The sequence below is a fragment of the Amycolatopsis sp. lyj-90 genome (assembly GCF_046549035.1).
In the GTDB taxonomy this organism is placed as follows: domain Bacteria; phylum Actinomycetota; class Actinomycetes; order Mycobacteriales; family Pseudonocardiaceae; genus Amycolatopsis.
In genome coordinates this window covers 558,553-571,935 of record NZ_JAJPWP010000007.1, presented here as the reverse complement: position 1 = coordinate 571,935, position 13,383 = coordinate 558,553, and the positions used below count along the sequence as shown (strand labels likewise).

15 protein-coding genes are annotated in these 13,383 nt (G+C 67.3%); 11 read left to right on the top strand and 4 right to left on the bottom strand.

All coding sequences use genetic code 11. From position 1 onward, the window contains the following. Positions 1-180: 180 nt before the first annotated feature. Together ACLJPX_RS29025 and ACLJPX_RS29020 are read right to left on the bottom strand one after the other, a co-directional pair. Complete coding sequence (locus ACLJPX_RS29025) at positions 181-807, bottom strand: LysE family translocator (protein WP_410603457.1); 627 nt, start codon at positions 805-807, stop codon at positions 181-183. After that, positions 804-1,430, bottom strand: a complete 627-nt coding sequence (locus ACLJPX_RS29020; protein WP_410603455.1) for a LysE family translocator — start codon at positions 1,428-1,430, stop codon at positions 804-806. Before ACLJPX_RS29020 ends, ACLJPX_RS29025 begins: the two co-directional genes overlap by 4 nt. Positions 1,431-1,539: 109 nt before the next feature. On the opposite strand from ACLJPX_RS29020, the gene ACLJPX_RS29015 reads away from it, so the two are divergent. From ACLJPX_RS29015 to ehuA, 7 genes are all read left to right on the top strand, one after another. Then, entirely contained in the window at positions 1,540-2,019 is a 480-nt protein-coding gene (locus tag ACLJPX_RS29015) for a hypothetical protein (protein ID WP_410603453.1), read from the top strand. 101 nt (positions 2,020-2,120) lie between these two features. After that, the gene (locus tag ACLJPX_RS29010; protein WP_410603451.1) at positions 2,121-2,687 is read left to right on the top strand and encodes a hypothetical protein; all 567 of its coding nucleotides are present in this window, start codon (positions 2,121-2,123) and stop codon (positions 2,685-2,687) included. Positions 2,688-2,768: 81 nt separating this feature from the next. After that, positions 2,769-4,790 carry a protein meaA gene (locus ACLJPX_RS29005; RefSeq protein ID WP_410603449.1) on the top strand — a complete coding sequence of 674 codons (2,022 nt, stop codon included), beginning with the start codon at positions 2,769-2,771 and terminating at the stop codon, positions 4,788-4,790. A gap of 117 nt (positions 4,791-4,907) precedes the next feature. Further along, the gene (gene ehuB, locus ACLJPX_RS29000; RefSeq protein ID WP_101610232.1) at positions 4,908-5,801 is read left to right on the top strand and encodes an ectoine/hydroxyectoine ABC transporter substrate-binding protein EhuB; all 894 of its coding nucleotides are present in this window, start codon (positions 4,908-4,910) and stop codon (positions 5,799-5,801) included. Between the two features lie 13 nt (positions 5,802-5,814). Next, positions 5,815-6,510 (top strand): ectoine/hydroxyectoine ABC transporter permease subunit EhuC, encoded by a 696-nt coding sequence (ehuC, locus tag ACLJPX_RS28995; RefSeq protein WP_410603447.1) that lies wholly within the window; start codon positions 5,815-5,817, stop codon positions 6,508-6,510. Further along, positions 6,510-7,166 (top strand): ectoine/hydroxyectoine ABC transporter permease subunit EhuD, encoded by a 657-nt coding sequence (ehuD, locus tag ACLJPX_RS28990; RefSeq protein WP_101610230.1) that lies wholly within the window; start codon positions 6,510-6,512, stop codon positions 7,164-7,166. Before ehuC ends, ehuD begins: the two co-directional genes overlap by 1 nt. Before the next feature lie 7 nt (positions 7,167-7,173). Then, the gene (ehuA, locus tag ACLJPX_RS28985) at positions 7,174-7,938 is read left to right on the top strand and encodes an ectoine/hydroxyectoine ABC transporter ATP-binding protein EhuA (protein WP_101610229.1); all 765 of its coding nucleotides are present in this window, start codon (positions 7,174-7,176) and stop codon (positions 7,936-7,938) included. 454 nt (positions 7,939-8,392) lie between these two features. Here the strand turns inward: ehuA and ACLJPX_RS28980 are convergent, their stop codons facing one another. After that, positions 8,393-8,956 (bottom strand): cysteine hydrolase family protein, encoded by a 564-nt coding sequence (locus ACLJPX_RS28980; protein ID WP_101610228.1) that lies wholly within the window; start codon positions 8,954-8,956, stop codon positions 8,393-8,395. A 71-nt stretch (positions 8,957-9,027) separates the two neighbouring features. Here ACLJPX_RS28980 and ACLJPX_RS28975 point away from each other — a divergent pair, with 71 nt between their 5' ends. Next, the gene (locus ACLJPX_RS28975; RefSeq protein ID WP_410603444.1) at positions 9,028-10,014 is read left to right on the top strand and encodes a GlxA family transcriptional regulator; all 987 of its coding nucleotides are present in this window, start codon (positions 9,028-9,030) and stop codon (positions 10,012-10,014) included. After that, positions 9,987-10,760 carry an enoyl-CoA hydratase-related protein gene (locus ACLJPX_RS28970; protein ID WP_410603442.1) on the top strand — a complete coding sequence of 258 codons (774 nt, stop codon included), beginning with the start codon at positions 9,987-9,989 and terminating at the stop codon, positions 10,758-10,760. Before ACLJPX_RS28975 ends, ACLJPX_RS28970 begins: the two co-directional genes overlap by 28 nt. 73 nt (positions 10,761-10,833) lie before the next feature. Here ACLJPX_RS28970 and ACLJPX_RS28965 read toward each other — a convergent pair whose 3' ends face one another. Next, entirely contained in the window at positions 10,834-11,373 is a 540-nt protein-coding gene (locus ACLJPX_RS28965; RefSeq protein ID WP_410603440.1) for an NUDIX domain-containing protein, read from the bottom strand. Between the two features lie 37 nt (positions 11,374-11,410). Between ACLJPX_RS28965 and nucS the strand changes: the two genes are divergently transcribed. Together nucS and ACLJPX_RS28955 are read left to right on the top strand one after the other, a co-directional pair. Further along, positions 11,411-12,070 (top strand): endonuclease NucS, encoded by a 660-nt coding sequence (nucS, locus tag ACLJPX_RS28960; RefSeq protein WP_168214394.1) that lies wholly within the window; start codon positions 11,411-11,413, stop codon positions 12,068-12,070. 319 nt (positions 12,071-12,389) lie between these two features. Then, on the top strand, positions 12,390-13,352 hold the full coding sequence (locus tag ACLJPX_RS28955) for a patatin-like phospholipase family protein (RefSeq protein WP_410603438.1): 963 nt from the start codon (positions 12,390-12,392) through the stop codon (positions 13,350-13,352). Positions 13,353-13,383 lie beyond the last annotated feature (31 nt).

Here is a 13,383-nt window from a genome sequence, read left to right as displayed (position 1 = left end):
CGGGTCCGTGAAGGCCTCCTTGCCTGCTCTGAAGGTAGCGGAGGAGGCCTTCACGGAGTCTGCGACCGCCGTCATCCCGTGCCGCAGTACATGAAGGCCCCCTTCCTTGCGTCTAGCGCAAGGAAGGGGGCCTTCATGTACTTCAAGTAAGGGTGGGCTGTGACGACCACCCGAGCGGGCCTAGCCTTCCAACACGAGCGCGGCGCCGAAACCGACCAGAGCGGTTCCGGTGACGCCGTCGAGCACGCGACGGACCTTGCGTCGTTCCATCCAGGCCCGCACGCGGTGCACGAAGAACAGCAGCAGAAGCTGGGCGATGGTCCCGGCCGCCGCGATCGTGTAGGCCAGCAGCAGGGCGTCACCGGTGCCGGTGACGCCCGGGGTCAGGAATTGCGGCAGCACCGACAGGTACAGCACGAGGACCTTCGGATTGGTGACGTTGGAGAGGAAGCCTTCGCGCCAGCGCCGGAATCCGCCTCGCCGGGCGGCCGCGGTTTCGGCGAGCCGCCCGTAGTCGCCGCGGAAGGCGCCGATCAGCGCCCGGATCCCGAGGTAGCAGAGGTAAGCCGCACCGGCCCACTTCACGGCCTCGAACACCGGACGCGAGTTCATGATGACGGCGCCGAGCCCGAGCGCGGCCGCCGTCGCCTGCGCGAGGTTCGCGACACCGATGCCGAAGCAGGCCCAGCCGCCACCGCGGATCCCGCCGGAGAGCGCGTTCTTCAGCACCACCATGTTGTCCGGGCCGGGGACGAGGGCCAGCGCCAGCATCATCAGCGCGAAACCGCCGTAGACACCCCAGGTCATGACTCGAACGCCAAAGCCGCGCCGAAACCGACCAGCGCGGTTCCGGTGACGCCGTCGAGCGCGCGGCGGACCTTGCGCCGCTCCAGCCAGGTCCGCACGCGGTGCACGAAGAACAGCAGGATCAACAGCCAGATCGCGCCCAGCACGGCCACGGTGTAGGCGAGCAGCAGCGCGTCCCACGCGGAGGTCTTCACCGGGTCGAGGAACTGCGGCAGCACCGACAGGTACAGCACGAGGACCTTCGGGTTGGTGATGTTGGAGAGGAAGCCTTCACGGAAGCGGCGGAACCCGCTCGACCGTTGCTGCTTCACCGACGCGAGGCCGGAGTAGTCACCCCGCCACGCGCCGCGCAGCGCCTGGAAACCGAGGAAGACCAGGTAGGCGGCGCCGACCCACTTGAGCGTCACGAACACCGGCTGTGACTGCGCGATGACGACGCCGAGGCCGAGCGCGGCGGCGGTGCCCTGGACGGAGTTGGCCACGAAGATCCCGGCCGTCGCCAGTAATCCGCCACGGTTGCCACCGGACAGCGAGTTCTTGAGCATCACCATCGTGTCCGGCCCCGGTGCGAGGACGATCAAGACGACGATGAGCAGATAGCTGCTGTAAGAACTCCAGGTCACGCTTGCCCACGCTAGACGCCGGGCACGGGCGCGTCTCGCGGATTTCGGTCACAGTCACAATTCCGGCAAAGTCCTGTTCAGCGGGATGAAGTGGGCTTATCGTCCGCTCATGTATCTGGGGGATACGGGGCTGTTGCCCGGTGAAAGCCTGCTCTGGGAAGGTGCGCCGCGGCGCGTCCCGCTCGTCGCGACGAGCGATCTGGCCGTGGTTCCGGGGTTGCTGTTCCTCGGCTTCCTGCTCTACCCGGCGCCGCGGAATCCCGTGTCGAGGATCGTCTACGTGGTGCCTGCGATGATCCTTCTGCTCTGGATCGGCAAGGGGATCAAGCGATACCTCCGGGCGCGGACGAGGTCGTTCGTGGTGACCGATCGACGCGTCGTTGTCCGGCACAAGGGAGCCGATGTCCTGTCGCGGTACTTGAGCGACCTGGGACCCCGAGACTCGCGGAGCACGCGAGAGGAACCGGCACCATCACCTTCGGCGACGGCCTGTCTCCCGGTTTCCTGGGAGGTGCGAGAAACCGCGATGCCGAGTCGGCGCTTCCGGAGCTGGCCGGCATCGAGGACGCGGGCCGCGTCTTCGACCTGATCGCCACGGCCCGGCAACGCGGCCGCTAGGTCCGTTCGGCCCGAAGGCAACCGACGAACGGACACTGCCGCCCGCCTCGCGGACGGGTAGTGTGCGGTGCCATGCATGAGGGGCAGATCGACCTCCTTCCGGGCGAACGGGTCATCTGGGCCGGGACTCCGGTGCGCAGGCCCCTCTTCAACCCCGGCGACTACTTCAACGTCCCCTTCGGCCTGCTCTGGCTGGGCGCCGTCACTTTGTTCTTCTTCTACAACCACGAAACGGCCTTCCACACGGTCGCGTGGATCGTGCTCACCGTCGCGGGCGTGTTCCATCTCGTCGGCAGGCCGTTGATCCGCTATCTCAGGCTCGCCTCGACCACCTACGCCGTGACGGACGGCCGGGTCATCGCGACCAGTTCCCTGTTCCGCCGTAAGGAGGAGTCCGCGGAGCTGGCCGGACTGGCGGATCCCGTCGTCACCCCGGGCCCCGGCAAGACCGGGACGATCACCTTCGGCAGGCTCGGTGTGCTGGCGTGGGCGTCGGCGAACTTCGGGGCGGGTTCCGGGAAGGACCGCAAGCCGCCGGTCATCCTTGTGGGTGTCAGCGAGGTGGCGAAAGTGCGGGAAAAGCTCGCGAAAGCCGTTGACGAGGCACGACAGCGCCGGCAGTCGGCCGTCGGAGAATGACCCGACTGTGTCCGATTCAACTGCGCGGCGGATGTTACCGGCCGGTACACTCAAGCGGTCGTCCAGTGCCGGAGGTGCACCGTGCCCTATCCCACGGATCGTGAGCGGGACCGTCCCTGGGTGATGCGGACCTACGCGGGCCACTCGTCCGCGGCCGCGTCCAACGAGCTGTACCGCCGCAACCTCGCCAAGGGCCAGACCGGTCTCTCCGTCGCGTTCGATCTGCCGACGCAGACCGGCTACGACCCGGATCACCAGCTGTCCAAGGGCGAGGTCGGCAAGGTCGGCGTCCCGGTTTCGCATCTCGGTGACATGCGGCGGCTCTTCGACGGCATCCCGCTCGCCGAGGCCAACACGTCGATGACGATCAACGCGCCCGCCATGTGGCTGCTGGCGCTCTACGTCTCCGTGGCGCGCGAGCAGGCCGAAGCCGAGGGACGCGACGTCGACGAGGTGCTCGCCAAGCTCACCGGCACCACGCAGAACGACATCATCAAGGAATACCTCTCCCGCGGCACCTACATCTTCCCGCCGGGCCCGAGCCTCCGCCTGATCACCGACATGATCGCGTGGACCGTGCACCACGTCCCGAAGTGGAATCCGATCAACATCTGCAGTTACCACCTGCAGGAAGCGGGCGCGACGCCGACGCAAGAGGTCGCGTACGCGTTGTGCACCGCCATCGCCGTCCTCGACGCCGTCCGGGATTCCGGACAGGTCGAGCAGGCCGACATGGCCAAGGTGGTCGCGCGGATCTCATTCTTCGTCAACGCCGGGGTGCGGTTCGTCGAAGAGATGTCGAAGATGCGCGCGTTCACCGCGCTCTGGGACGAGATCACCCGGGATCGTTACGGCGTAACGGATCCCAAGGCGCGGCGGCTGCGCTACGGCGTGCAGGTCAACTCGTTGGGCCTTACCGAGGCGCAGCCGGAGAACAACGTCCAGCGCATCGTGCTGGAGATGCTCGCGGTCTCGCTTTCCCGCGGCGCCAGAGCCCGCGCGATCCAGCTGCCCGCGTGGAACGAGGCGCTCGGCCTGCCCCGGCCGTGGGATCAGCAGTGGGCGCTGCGGATGCAGCAGGTGCTCGCGTTCGAGACCGACCTGCTGGAGTACGAGGACATCTTCGACGGCTCGCACGTCATCCAGGCCAAGGTCGACGAGATCATGGCCGGCGCACGCGAGGAGATCGCGCGGGTGCAGGATGTCGGCGGCGCTGTCGCGGCCGTCGAGAGCGGCTACATGAAGTCCCAGCTCGTCGCGTCGCTCGCCGAGTTGCGGCGTGGCATGGAAGACGGCGAGCGGATCCTGGTCGGTGTCAACAAGTTCGAGACCACCGAGCCCTCACCGCTGCAAGCCGAAGGTGCCAAGGCGATCGAGACGATCGACCCGGCCGTCGAGAAGCAGGCCGTCTCCGCGATCGAGGAATGGCGGGCGCACCGCGACAACGCGGCCGCCGAGTCTTCGCTGGAGAAGCTGAAAGCCATCGCGAAGACCTCGGAGAACCTGTTCGAGGCCACGATCGACTGCGCCCGCGCCGGCGTCACCACCGGCGAATGGTCGGGGGCGCTGCGCGAGGTGTTCGGCGAATACCGTGCTCCCACCGGGGTTTCCGCGTCGGCGGCCGCGGGCGAAGGCAACGCGGAGATCCGCCGCGTGCGCGACAGGGTCAAGACGACGAGCACCGAGATCGGCGAGAGGCTGCGGATCCTGGTCGGCAAACCCGGGCTCGATGGGCACTCCAACGGCGCCGAGCAGGTGGCCGTGCGGGCGCGCGACGTCGGTTTCGAGGTGGTGTACCAGGGCATCCGGCTCACCCCGGAACAGATCGTCGCGGCGGCGGTCCAGGAGGGCGTGCACGTGGTCGGGCTTTCGGTGCTCTCGGGTTCGCATCTCGAGGTCGTGCCGCAGGTCGTGGACGGATTGCGGGCCGCGGGCGCGGGCGACATCCCGGTCATCGTCGGCGGCATCATCCCGCCCGACGACGAGAAACTCCTGCTGGAACGCGGGATCGCGAGGGTGTTCACGCCGAAGGACTACGAACTCACCGACATCATGGACGGAATTGTCGGATTGGTGCGGGAGCGCCACGGCCTGAGCACGTAAAGTCACCGTAAATCTCGGTACCGTAACGGCGGCTGGCGAGGGAGTCACTCACATTGCCCGGGCAAAGGTGCCCACCTACGTTTCGATTGAACCGATTAATCGAAAAGGGGTGCGGCTATGGCGCACGGCGAGTGGTCGAGGCGAGAATTCTTCCGGCGGTCGGCTGTTCTGGGGGCGGTGACGATCGGCGGTCCGGTGCTGTTGTCCGCGTGCACGTCGACTTCGTCCGGAGACGCGTTGGAAGCGGCGAAAAGCGCCAAGAAGATCAAGATCGGTATCGCGAACGAAGCACCCTACGGTTTCACGGATCAGACTGGCAAGGTCACCGGAGAGGCGCCTGAAGTCGCGCGCGCCGTATTCAAGGCCATGGGCATCGACAATGTCGAGGCCAGCGCCGTGTCGTTCGACCAGCTGATTCCCGCGCTCAACGCCAGGCAGTACGACATCGTCGCGGCCGGGATGAACATCAAGAAGGAACGGTGCGACGCCGCGGCCTTCTCGATCCCCGACTACTCGGCGCTGACCGCTTTGCTGGTGCCGAAGGGAAATCCGCAGCAGATCCTGAAGTTCGAGGACATCGCCGCGAAGAAGGTCAAGGTCGCCGTGCTCTCGGCGGCCGTCGAGAAGGGCTACGCCACGGATTCCGGAGTGGCCGAAGACCAGATCGTCACCCTGGATTCGCAGGACAACATGCTCCGCGCGGTCACCGACGGCCGGGTCTACTGTGCCGCGCTCACCGACATCTCCCTCAAGGACGTCCTGGCGAAGAACGCGGGCGCGGCCGCCGAGGTCACGCCCGGCTTCGATCCGATCAAGAACGGGCAGCCGGTCGTCTCCGCGGGCGCGTTCGTCTTCCGGAAGGACGACAACCCGCTGCGTGAGGCTTTCAACGCCGAACTCAAGAAACTGCACGACAGCGGTGAGTGGACCAAGATCGTGACGCCGTTCGGGTTCTCGGCGGACAACCTGCCGAAGACCGGCGTCACCACCGAGAAACTCTGCGCGGTGTAACGGGGCTGACGTCATGTCGTCGTCGGTTTCGCACATCATCACGTCCGTCCTCAGTGGACTGACCGCCACCGTCACCGCCGCGCTCGGCGGGATCGCGGTCACCGTCGTGCTCGCGTTGATCGCCGGGCTCGCGCTGAGATCACCCTCCCGGGTCGTACGGGGGATTTCCCGGGTCTACGTGGAGATCTTCCGCGGCACCTCGGAGGTCGTCCAGCTGTTCTGGCTGTACTTCGTGCTGCCGGTGCTGGTGGGTTTCCAGCTGGTCCCGATGTTCGCCGGAATCCTGGTGCTCGGGCTTAATCACGGCGCGTACGGTGCCGAGATCGTCCGCGGCGCGGTGAATTCCGTCCCGCGGGCGCAGTTCGAAGGCGCCCTCGCGCTCAACCTGACACCCGCCCAGCGGATGCGGCGGGTGATCCTGCCGCAGGCGTTCGCGGAAATGCTGCCGCCGTTCAACAACCTGTTCATCCAATTGCTGAAGAGCACCGCCCTGCTCTCGTTCATCGCCGTTCCGGAGATGGCGCGGCAAGGTGAACTGCTCCGGCCGGTGTTCGGCGCCGAGATCGGCTGGATCTACGGTACGGAACTCGTGCTCTACCTCCTGCTCGCGCTGCTGATCACGAGCGGGATGCGGACGCTGGAACGGATCGCGGCGCGGCGGCTCGGCAGGGCGCCCGCCAAGATGACGGCCACGGCGGGGGGTGTGTGATGGACTGGAGCTGGGAAGCCGCGTTCGATTCGATTCCCCTGTTGCTGGAGGGACTTCTCGTCACCGTCGAGATCACCCTGCTCGCCTCGGTGGTCGGCTACGCGCTCGGCCTGGTGTTCGCGCTGATCCGCCGGACGGGGATTCCCGTGCTGTCCCAGGCGGTCCGGCTGTTCATCGAGTTCGTCCGCAGTACCCCGTTGCTGATCCAGGTGTTCGCGATCTACTACCTGGTGCCGCCGCTCACGGGGTTCACGATGTCGGCCTTCCTCACCGGGGTGGTGGCGCTCGGGGTGCATTACGCGACCTACGCCGCCGAGGTGTACCGCGCCGGGATCGAAGCCGTCCCGAAAGGACAGTGGGAGGCCGCGACCGCGTTGAACCTGCCGAGGTCGAGGGTGTGGACGGCGGTCGTCCTGCCGCAAGCGGTTCCCCGGGTGCTGCCCGCGCTCGGCAACTACACGATCTCGATGTTCAAGGAAACCCCGCTGCTCCTGGGGATCGGTGTCCTCGACGTGCTCAACCGGGCGAAAGAGGTTGGTGCCGAAACGTTCCGTGTCATCGAGCCGTACACCCTGGCCGGGGTGCTGTTCCTGCTGGTGAGCCTGCCGGCGTCGATTCTGGTGAGAAGGTTGGAGCGCCGTGCCGCCCACAGTTGATTCCCCGATGATCCGGTTCTCGCAGGTGGTCAAGTCCTATGGCGACCACGTCGTGCTGCGGGACCTCGATTTCACCGTCGCGCCGGGGGAATTCGTTTCGCTGATCGGGCCGAGCGGGTCCGGGAAGACGACGATCCTGCGGCTGCTGATGACCCTGGAGCGGGTCGACGGCGGCACCATCGAGGTCTGCGGTGACCACTTGAGTCACATGGAGCGCGGCGGGAAACTGGTGCCCGCGGACGAGAAGTACCTGCGGACCGTGCGCAAGCGGATCGGCATGGTGTTCCAGCAGTTCAACCTGTTCCCGAACATGAACGTGCTGCGCAACATCACCGAGGCGCCGATCCACTCGCTCGGCGTCCCCCGCGAGGAGGCCGAGGCGCGAGCCGTCGATCTGCTGGACATGGTCGGGCTTTCGGACAAACAGAACGCGCATCCGACGCGGCTCTCCGGCGGCCAGCAGCAGCGCGTCGCGATCGCACGGGCGCTCGCGATGCGGCCGGACGTGCTGCTGCTGGACGAGGTCACCTCGGCCCTCGACCCGGAACTGGTCGCGGACGTCCTGCGCGTGCTGCGCGAGATCGCCGCGTCCACTGACATCACGATCCTTTGTGTCACGCACGAAATGCAGTTCGCGCAGGACGTTTCGGATCGGGTGATGATGTTCGACCAGGGGCAGGTGCTGGAGGACGCCGCGCCGGACAAGCTGTTCAGCGAGCCGGAGCACGACCGGACGCGGCGGTTCCTCAAGGCTGTGATCGACCGCGCGTGAGGCGTCGGTACAGCGGGTCGTGAGTGGCGTTTCGGTTTAGTGCCGAAGGGGGCTTAGGTACCTGCTGCTTGTGGCTGAGGACCTGCCGCAGTCGCCCTCCGCAGCCGCAGTGACGGCGGCGGTGTGTGAAGGGCCCTGCCCTCGGCTCAGCCGAGGGAACTCGACCTCCACACCTTCCCCGAGTACATGAAGGCCCCCTTCCTGTACCTAGGCGCAAGGAAGGGGGCCTTCATGTACCGCAGGGGCGAGCCAGAGCGGCAGTGGCGTGGCGGGTCGCACCTCGTGAGTGGTAGGGACGGTTCTAACCGTCCTTACCACTCACGAGTTTTAGGACTCGCAACACGGCCGCTGGGCAGCACGAACTTGCGAACACTCGCACGCAGAATCCAGTAGGTACCTAGGGTGCCCTTGGTTAGAACACGAATCGCCACTCACGACCACCGCGGCCCCACTCTCAAAGGCTGCCGAGGATTTCCTTCGTCGAGGTGACCGTGGCGAACCCGCCACCGTGCAGGTTCGTCGCGGTCGCCCGGTAGAGCTCGTCGGCGGTGAGGACGCTCCCGTCCGGCCCGGCGAGGTCGAAGGTGAACGTGGCGTCGAGCGCGAAGGTCACGTCGTAGCCGAGGTTGCCGCCGACGCGAGCGGTGGTCTCGCAGCAGAAGTTCGTCTGGATACCGGCGAGCACGAACGACGTGATGCCGCGCGTCTTCAGCCAGCCGTCGAGGTCGATGTCGCCGTGGAAGGCCGAGTTGACCTTCTTGCCGAACACCAGGTCCGCGCGCACACCGTCGAGTTCGGGCTTGAAGTGGTTGCCCTCCTGGCCGGGCTGGAGCGACGAGCCGGGCCGCACGGAGTCGTGGTGCACCAGCACGATCGGCAGCCCGCGCTCCTGGTAGGCGTCGACGAGCGCCTTGATGTTGGCCTCCGCGCCGGGGTTGTTGCGCGGGCCCCAGACGGGCTTGTCGAAGCCGCGCTGGACGTCGATCACGAGCAGGGCCTTGGTGTTCTCAGTGGTCATGTCTTCGAGTTTCGTGCGTTCCGCGGCCGGACGGGAGTGGCAGAAGAAGCGCGATGCGGTACTTTTCTGCCATGCGAACCGTGGGTGTGCTCCTCCTGCCGGGCAGCCGGGCCTTCGATCTCGGCGTGATCGGCGAGGTCTGGGGCGTGGACCGGACCGACAGCGGCATCGGCCCCTTCGAGGTCCGGATCTGCGCGCCGGGCCGTGACCGGGTCGCCATCCACCCGTTCGGCCAGGTCGAGGCGACCCATGGGCTGAGCGGGCTGGCGGGCTGCGATCTCGTCCTCGTGCCCGGCAGGGTCGATCCGCACGCCGAGGTGCCCGCGGCCGCCGTCGCGGCGCTGCGCAAGGCGCACCGGGCCGGGATCACCGTGGCGTCGCTGTGTTCCGGGGCCTTCACGCTTGCCGCGGCCGGATTGCTGGACGGCCGGTCGGTCACCACGCACTGGCGGCTGCTGGACGACCTCGAAACCGCCGCTCGCGACGCCGTCGTCCAGCGGGACGTCCTGTTCACCGACGAGGGTGACGTGCTGACGTCCGCCGGGGTGGTCGGCGGGCTGGACCTTTGCCTGCACCTGGTGCGCCGTGATCACGGCGCGGAGGTCGCGGCAGCCCTCGCCCGGCGGCTCGTGATGCCGCCCGCGCGCGAAGGCGGCCAGCGGCAATATGTCGACAACCCGCTGCCGCCGAAACCGTCGCGGCCGAGCGTTTCGTCCACAATGGACTGGGCGCTGGCGCGGATCGCCGAAGACATCGGCGTCGACGACCTCGTGGGCCACGCCGGGCTTAGCGAGCGGACCTTCCACCGCGAGTTCGCGGCGGCCACCGGCGTGACGCCCGGACGCTGGCTGCGCGCGCAGCGGGTCCGGCTCGCGCGCCGCCTGCTGGAGACGACCGAACTCCCCGTCGAGCGCGTCGCGCAGCGCTCCGGCCTCGGCACCGCCGCCAACCTGCGGCGACGGCTGCGGGCCGACGTCGGCGTCGGGCCCGATTCGTATCGCCGGACGTTCCGGTCGGTTACCGTCGAAGCATGGCCGAGTACGAGCACATCCTCGTGAAACGGGACGGGGACACCGTCACCGTCACCATGAACCGCGCCGCGCGGCGGAACTCGCTGTCGGCGGACCACCTCGCGGAGCTGCTCGCGGCGTTCCGCGAGGCGGGGGAGACCGACGCCACCGGGATCGTCCTGGCCGGCGCCGGACCGGTGTTCTCGGCGGGACACGACTTCGGCGACGTCTCCGCACGCGACCTGACGGGTGTCCGTGAGCTGCTGCGGCTGTGCACGGACCTGATGGGCACGATGCAGTCGGTGCCGCAGGTCGTCGTCGCGCGGGTGCACGGGCTCGCGACCGCGGCGGGTTGCCAGCTGGTGGCCACCTGCGACCTCGCCGTCGCCGCCGAATCCGCCGGATTCGCGCTGCCCGGCGGCAAGGGCGGCTGGTTCTGTCACACCCCCGCGGTGCCGGTGGCCCGGTCGATCGGGCGGAAACGGCTGATGGAACTGGCGCTCACCGGCGACGTCGTCGACGCGGCGACCGCGCTGGACTGGGGCCTGGTGAACCGCGTGGTCCCGGACGACTCGCTGGACGAAGCCGTCGCCTCGCTCCTGGCGCGCGCGACGCGGGGGAGCCGGGCGAGCAAGGCGTTGGGGAAGCAGACCCTCTACGCGCAGCTGGACCGGCCCGAGGCCGACGCCTACGCGCTGGCGCTGGAGGTCATGGCCTCGGCGTCGCAGCTACCCGGGGCGCGGGAGGGAATGGCGGCCTTCCTGGAGAAACGATCCCCGGTTTGGCCTGACTGAGCGCTGCTATGAAAGGCCCGTTACTTGCAAAATTTGCAAGGAACGGGCCTTTCATAGCACCCGAGGGCGGGAGTCAGCCGCGTTCGTGCATGAGCAGCAGCGTGTAGGCGGCCAGCGTCTGCGCGTCGGTGATGTCACCCGTGACGATCATCTTCTCGAACTCGTCGAGCTCGAACCACGCCGTCCGCATGTCCTGCTCCTCGACCTCGCGCTGGGCTTCACCCTGAGTGAGGTCCGTGGCCAGGAACACGTGCCCGCGCTGGCTCGAGATGCCGGGGGCGACGTCGGTCCGGCCGAGGTCGGTCATCGACCCCGCGATCAGCCCGGTCTCCTCGCGCAGTTCGCGGGCGGCGAGTTCGAGCGGCGGGACGTCGGCCCGGTTGGGCGCGGTGCCCATCGGGAACTCCCAGCGACGCTGCCCGAGCGGATAGCGGAACTGTTCGACCAGGTGGAACCGGGCGCCGTCGAAAGGGATGATCACGGCGCAGGTGGGCTTGTCGACGACGGCGTAGATCCCCTCGGAACCATCGAGCCGCCGGACGGCGTCTTCGCGCACGGTCATCCAGTTGTTCCGGTACACCTCACGCGAACTGACACGCTGAACGGGGTCCATGCGCACAGTATCGCCATGCTTGTCCTACCCTCGCGTGGTGCGCCTAGTGATCGCTCGCTGCCAGGTCGACTACGCCGGCCGTCTGACCGCCCATCTGCCGATGGCCACCCGGCTGCTGCTCGTGAAGGCCGACGGCTCGGTGTCCGTGCACTCGGACGACCGTGCCTACAAGCCGCTGAACTGGATGAGCCCGCCTTGCTGGCTGATCGAGGACGGCAAGCTGTGGATCGTCGAGAACAAGCAGGGGGAGAAGCTCGTCATCAAGATCGACGAGATCTTCCACGACCACGCCCAGGAACTCGGCGTGGAACCGGGCCTGCAGAAGGACGGCGTCGAGGCGCACCTGCAGGAACTGCTCGCCGAGCACATCAAGACCCTCGGTGACGGCTACACCCTGGTGCGGCGGGAGTTCCCGACCGCGATCGGGCCGGTCGACATCATGGCGCGTGACGCCGCGGGTGCCAGTGTCGCCGTCGAGATCAAGCGGCGCGGCGAGATCGACGGCGTCGAGCAGCTGACGCGGTACCTCGAACTCCTCAACCGCGACCCGCTGCTGGCGCCGGTGCAGGGCGTCTTCGCGGCGCAGATCATCAAGCCGCAGGCGAGGGTGCTGGCCGAGGACCGGGGGATCCGGTGCCTCACGCTGGACTACGACGCGCTGCGCGGCATCGAGTCGGACGAGTTCCGCCTCTTCTGATCCCCACGCGATTCGTCCTCTGGTCGCGGTACTTGCGCGTGCAACTATCGCAACCAGAGGACCACTTGTGGCCGGTCACGCGCTGAACAGCCGAGATCCGATCGAGTCCTCGGTTTTGTATCTGCATTCTTTCTCGCGCCACAGAATGCCCTAAAGGGCGGCGGGAAATTAACGAACTCGACTCATCCTGCAAAAGAACCAGCTGTTTCCGTGCCATTCGGGTGAACGCCGGATTACGTGGTCTCGCGCTGTGTCACACTCGATTTCCGCGAGGGGTACCGCCGAAGTCCGGTGGTCGCGGGTGCAGGGGTGATGTCCCATGGCTGATTCTCCGAAGCGTGTCGATCTGGTGCTGGAAGGCGGCGGCGTCAAAGGCATCGGGTTGCTGGGCGCGGTGCTGGAGTTGCACGAAGCCGGTTATTCGTTCCCGCGGATCGCCGGGACGAGCGCGGGTGCGATCGTCGCGGCGCTGGTCGCCGCTTATCAGAAGGCCGGGAAGGATCTCGGCGGTCTGGAAGCGGTGATGAACGACATGGACTGCCACCGGTTCCAGGATCAGTCCTTGCTCGACAAGCTCACCGGCCCGATCGGCGACGGTGTCGATTTGGTCCTGCACGACGGGATGCACACCGGCGACTATCTCGCCGAATGGCTGACGCCGCTCCTGGAGGAGGCGGGAGTGCGCACTTTCGCCGATCTCGCCATCGACGATCCCGAAGGTACTTTGCTTTCGTATCAACGGTATTCCCTCGTCGTCCACGTCAGTGACCTGACCCGCCGCGTGCTCGTCCGGCTGCCTTGGGACTATTCCCAGTACGGCCGCGATCCCGGTGAGGAGAAGATCGTCGACGCCGTCCGCGCGTCGATGTCGATCCCGTTCTACTTCCGGCCGGTGCAGGTCGACGTCCGCCCCGGGGGCACCGTCACCTGGGTCGACGGCGGGTTGCTGTCGAACTTCCCGATCACCGTCTTCGACCGGACCGACACGAAGAAGCCGCGCTGGCCGACCTGGGGCGTGAAGCTTTCCGGGGAACCCGCCGCCGGCAGGGACAAACCGGTGAAGAGCGCGTTGCGGATCGCCATCGGTTCGCTCGAAACCCTGCTTTCGGACTGGAATCGTTACCGGCTTCACGAGGAAGGTGTGAACCGGCGGACGGTGTACGTCGACACGACCGGTGTTTCCGCCGTCGACTTCGGGCTCGGTGAAGAGGAGAAGAAGCACCTCTTCGAAAACGGGCGGGAGGCCGCGCGGCGGTTTCTGGAAAAGATTGTGCCGCAGTGAACTCGCCGGCGGTATTCCGGTGGGATGAGGG

Coding starts and splice junctions, on each gene's coding strand:
- ACLJPX_RS29025 (WP_410603457.1), bottom strand. CDS start 807: ATGACCTGGGGTGTCTACGGCGGTTTCGCGCTGATGATGCTGGCGCTG.
- ACLJPX_RS29015 (WP_410603453.1), top strand. CDS start 1,540: ATGTATCTGGGGGATACGGGGCTGTTGCCCGGTGAAAGCCTGCTCTGG.
- ACLJPX_RS29010 (WP_410603451.1), top strand. CDS start 2,121: ATGCATGAGGGGCAGATCGACCTCCTTCCGGGCGAACGGGTCATCTGG.
- ehuB (WP_101610232.1), top strand. CDS start 4,908: ATGGCGCACGGCGAGTGGTCGAGGCGAGAATTCTTCCGGCGGTCGGCT.
- ehuC (WP_410603447.1), top strand. CDS start 5,815: ATGTCGTCGTCGGTTTCGCACATCATCACGTCCGTCCTCAGTGGACTG.
- ehuD (WP_101610230.1), top strand. CDS start 6,510: ATGGACTGGAGCTGGGAAGCCGCGTTCGATTCGATTCCCCTGTTGCTG.
- ehuA (WP_101610229.1), top strand. CDS start 7,174: ATGATCCGGTTCTCGCAGGTGGTCAAGTCCTATGGCGACCACGTCGTG.
- ACLJPX_RS28980 (WP_101610228.1), bottom strand. CDS start 8,956: ATGACCACTGAGAACACCAAGGCCCTGCTCGTGATCGACGTCCAGCGC.
- ACLJPX_RS28975 (WP_410603444.1), top strand. CDS start 9,028: ATGCGAACCGTGGGTGTGCTCCTCCTGCCGGGCAGCCGGGCCTTCGAT.
- ACLJPX_RS28970 (WP_410603442.1), top strand. CDS start 9,987: ATGGCCGAGTACGAGCACATCCTCGTGAAACGGGACGGGGACACCGTC.
- ACLJPX_RS28965 (WP_410603440.1), bottom strand. CDS start 11,373: ATGGACCCCGTTCAGCGTGTCAGTTCGCGTGAGGTGTACCGGAACAAC.
- ACLJPX_RS28955 (WP_410603438.1), top strand. CDS start 12,390: ATGGCTGATTCTCCGAAGCGTGTCGATCTGGTGCTGGAAGGCGGCGGC.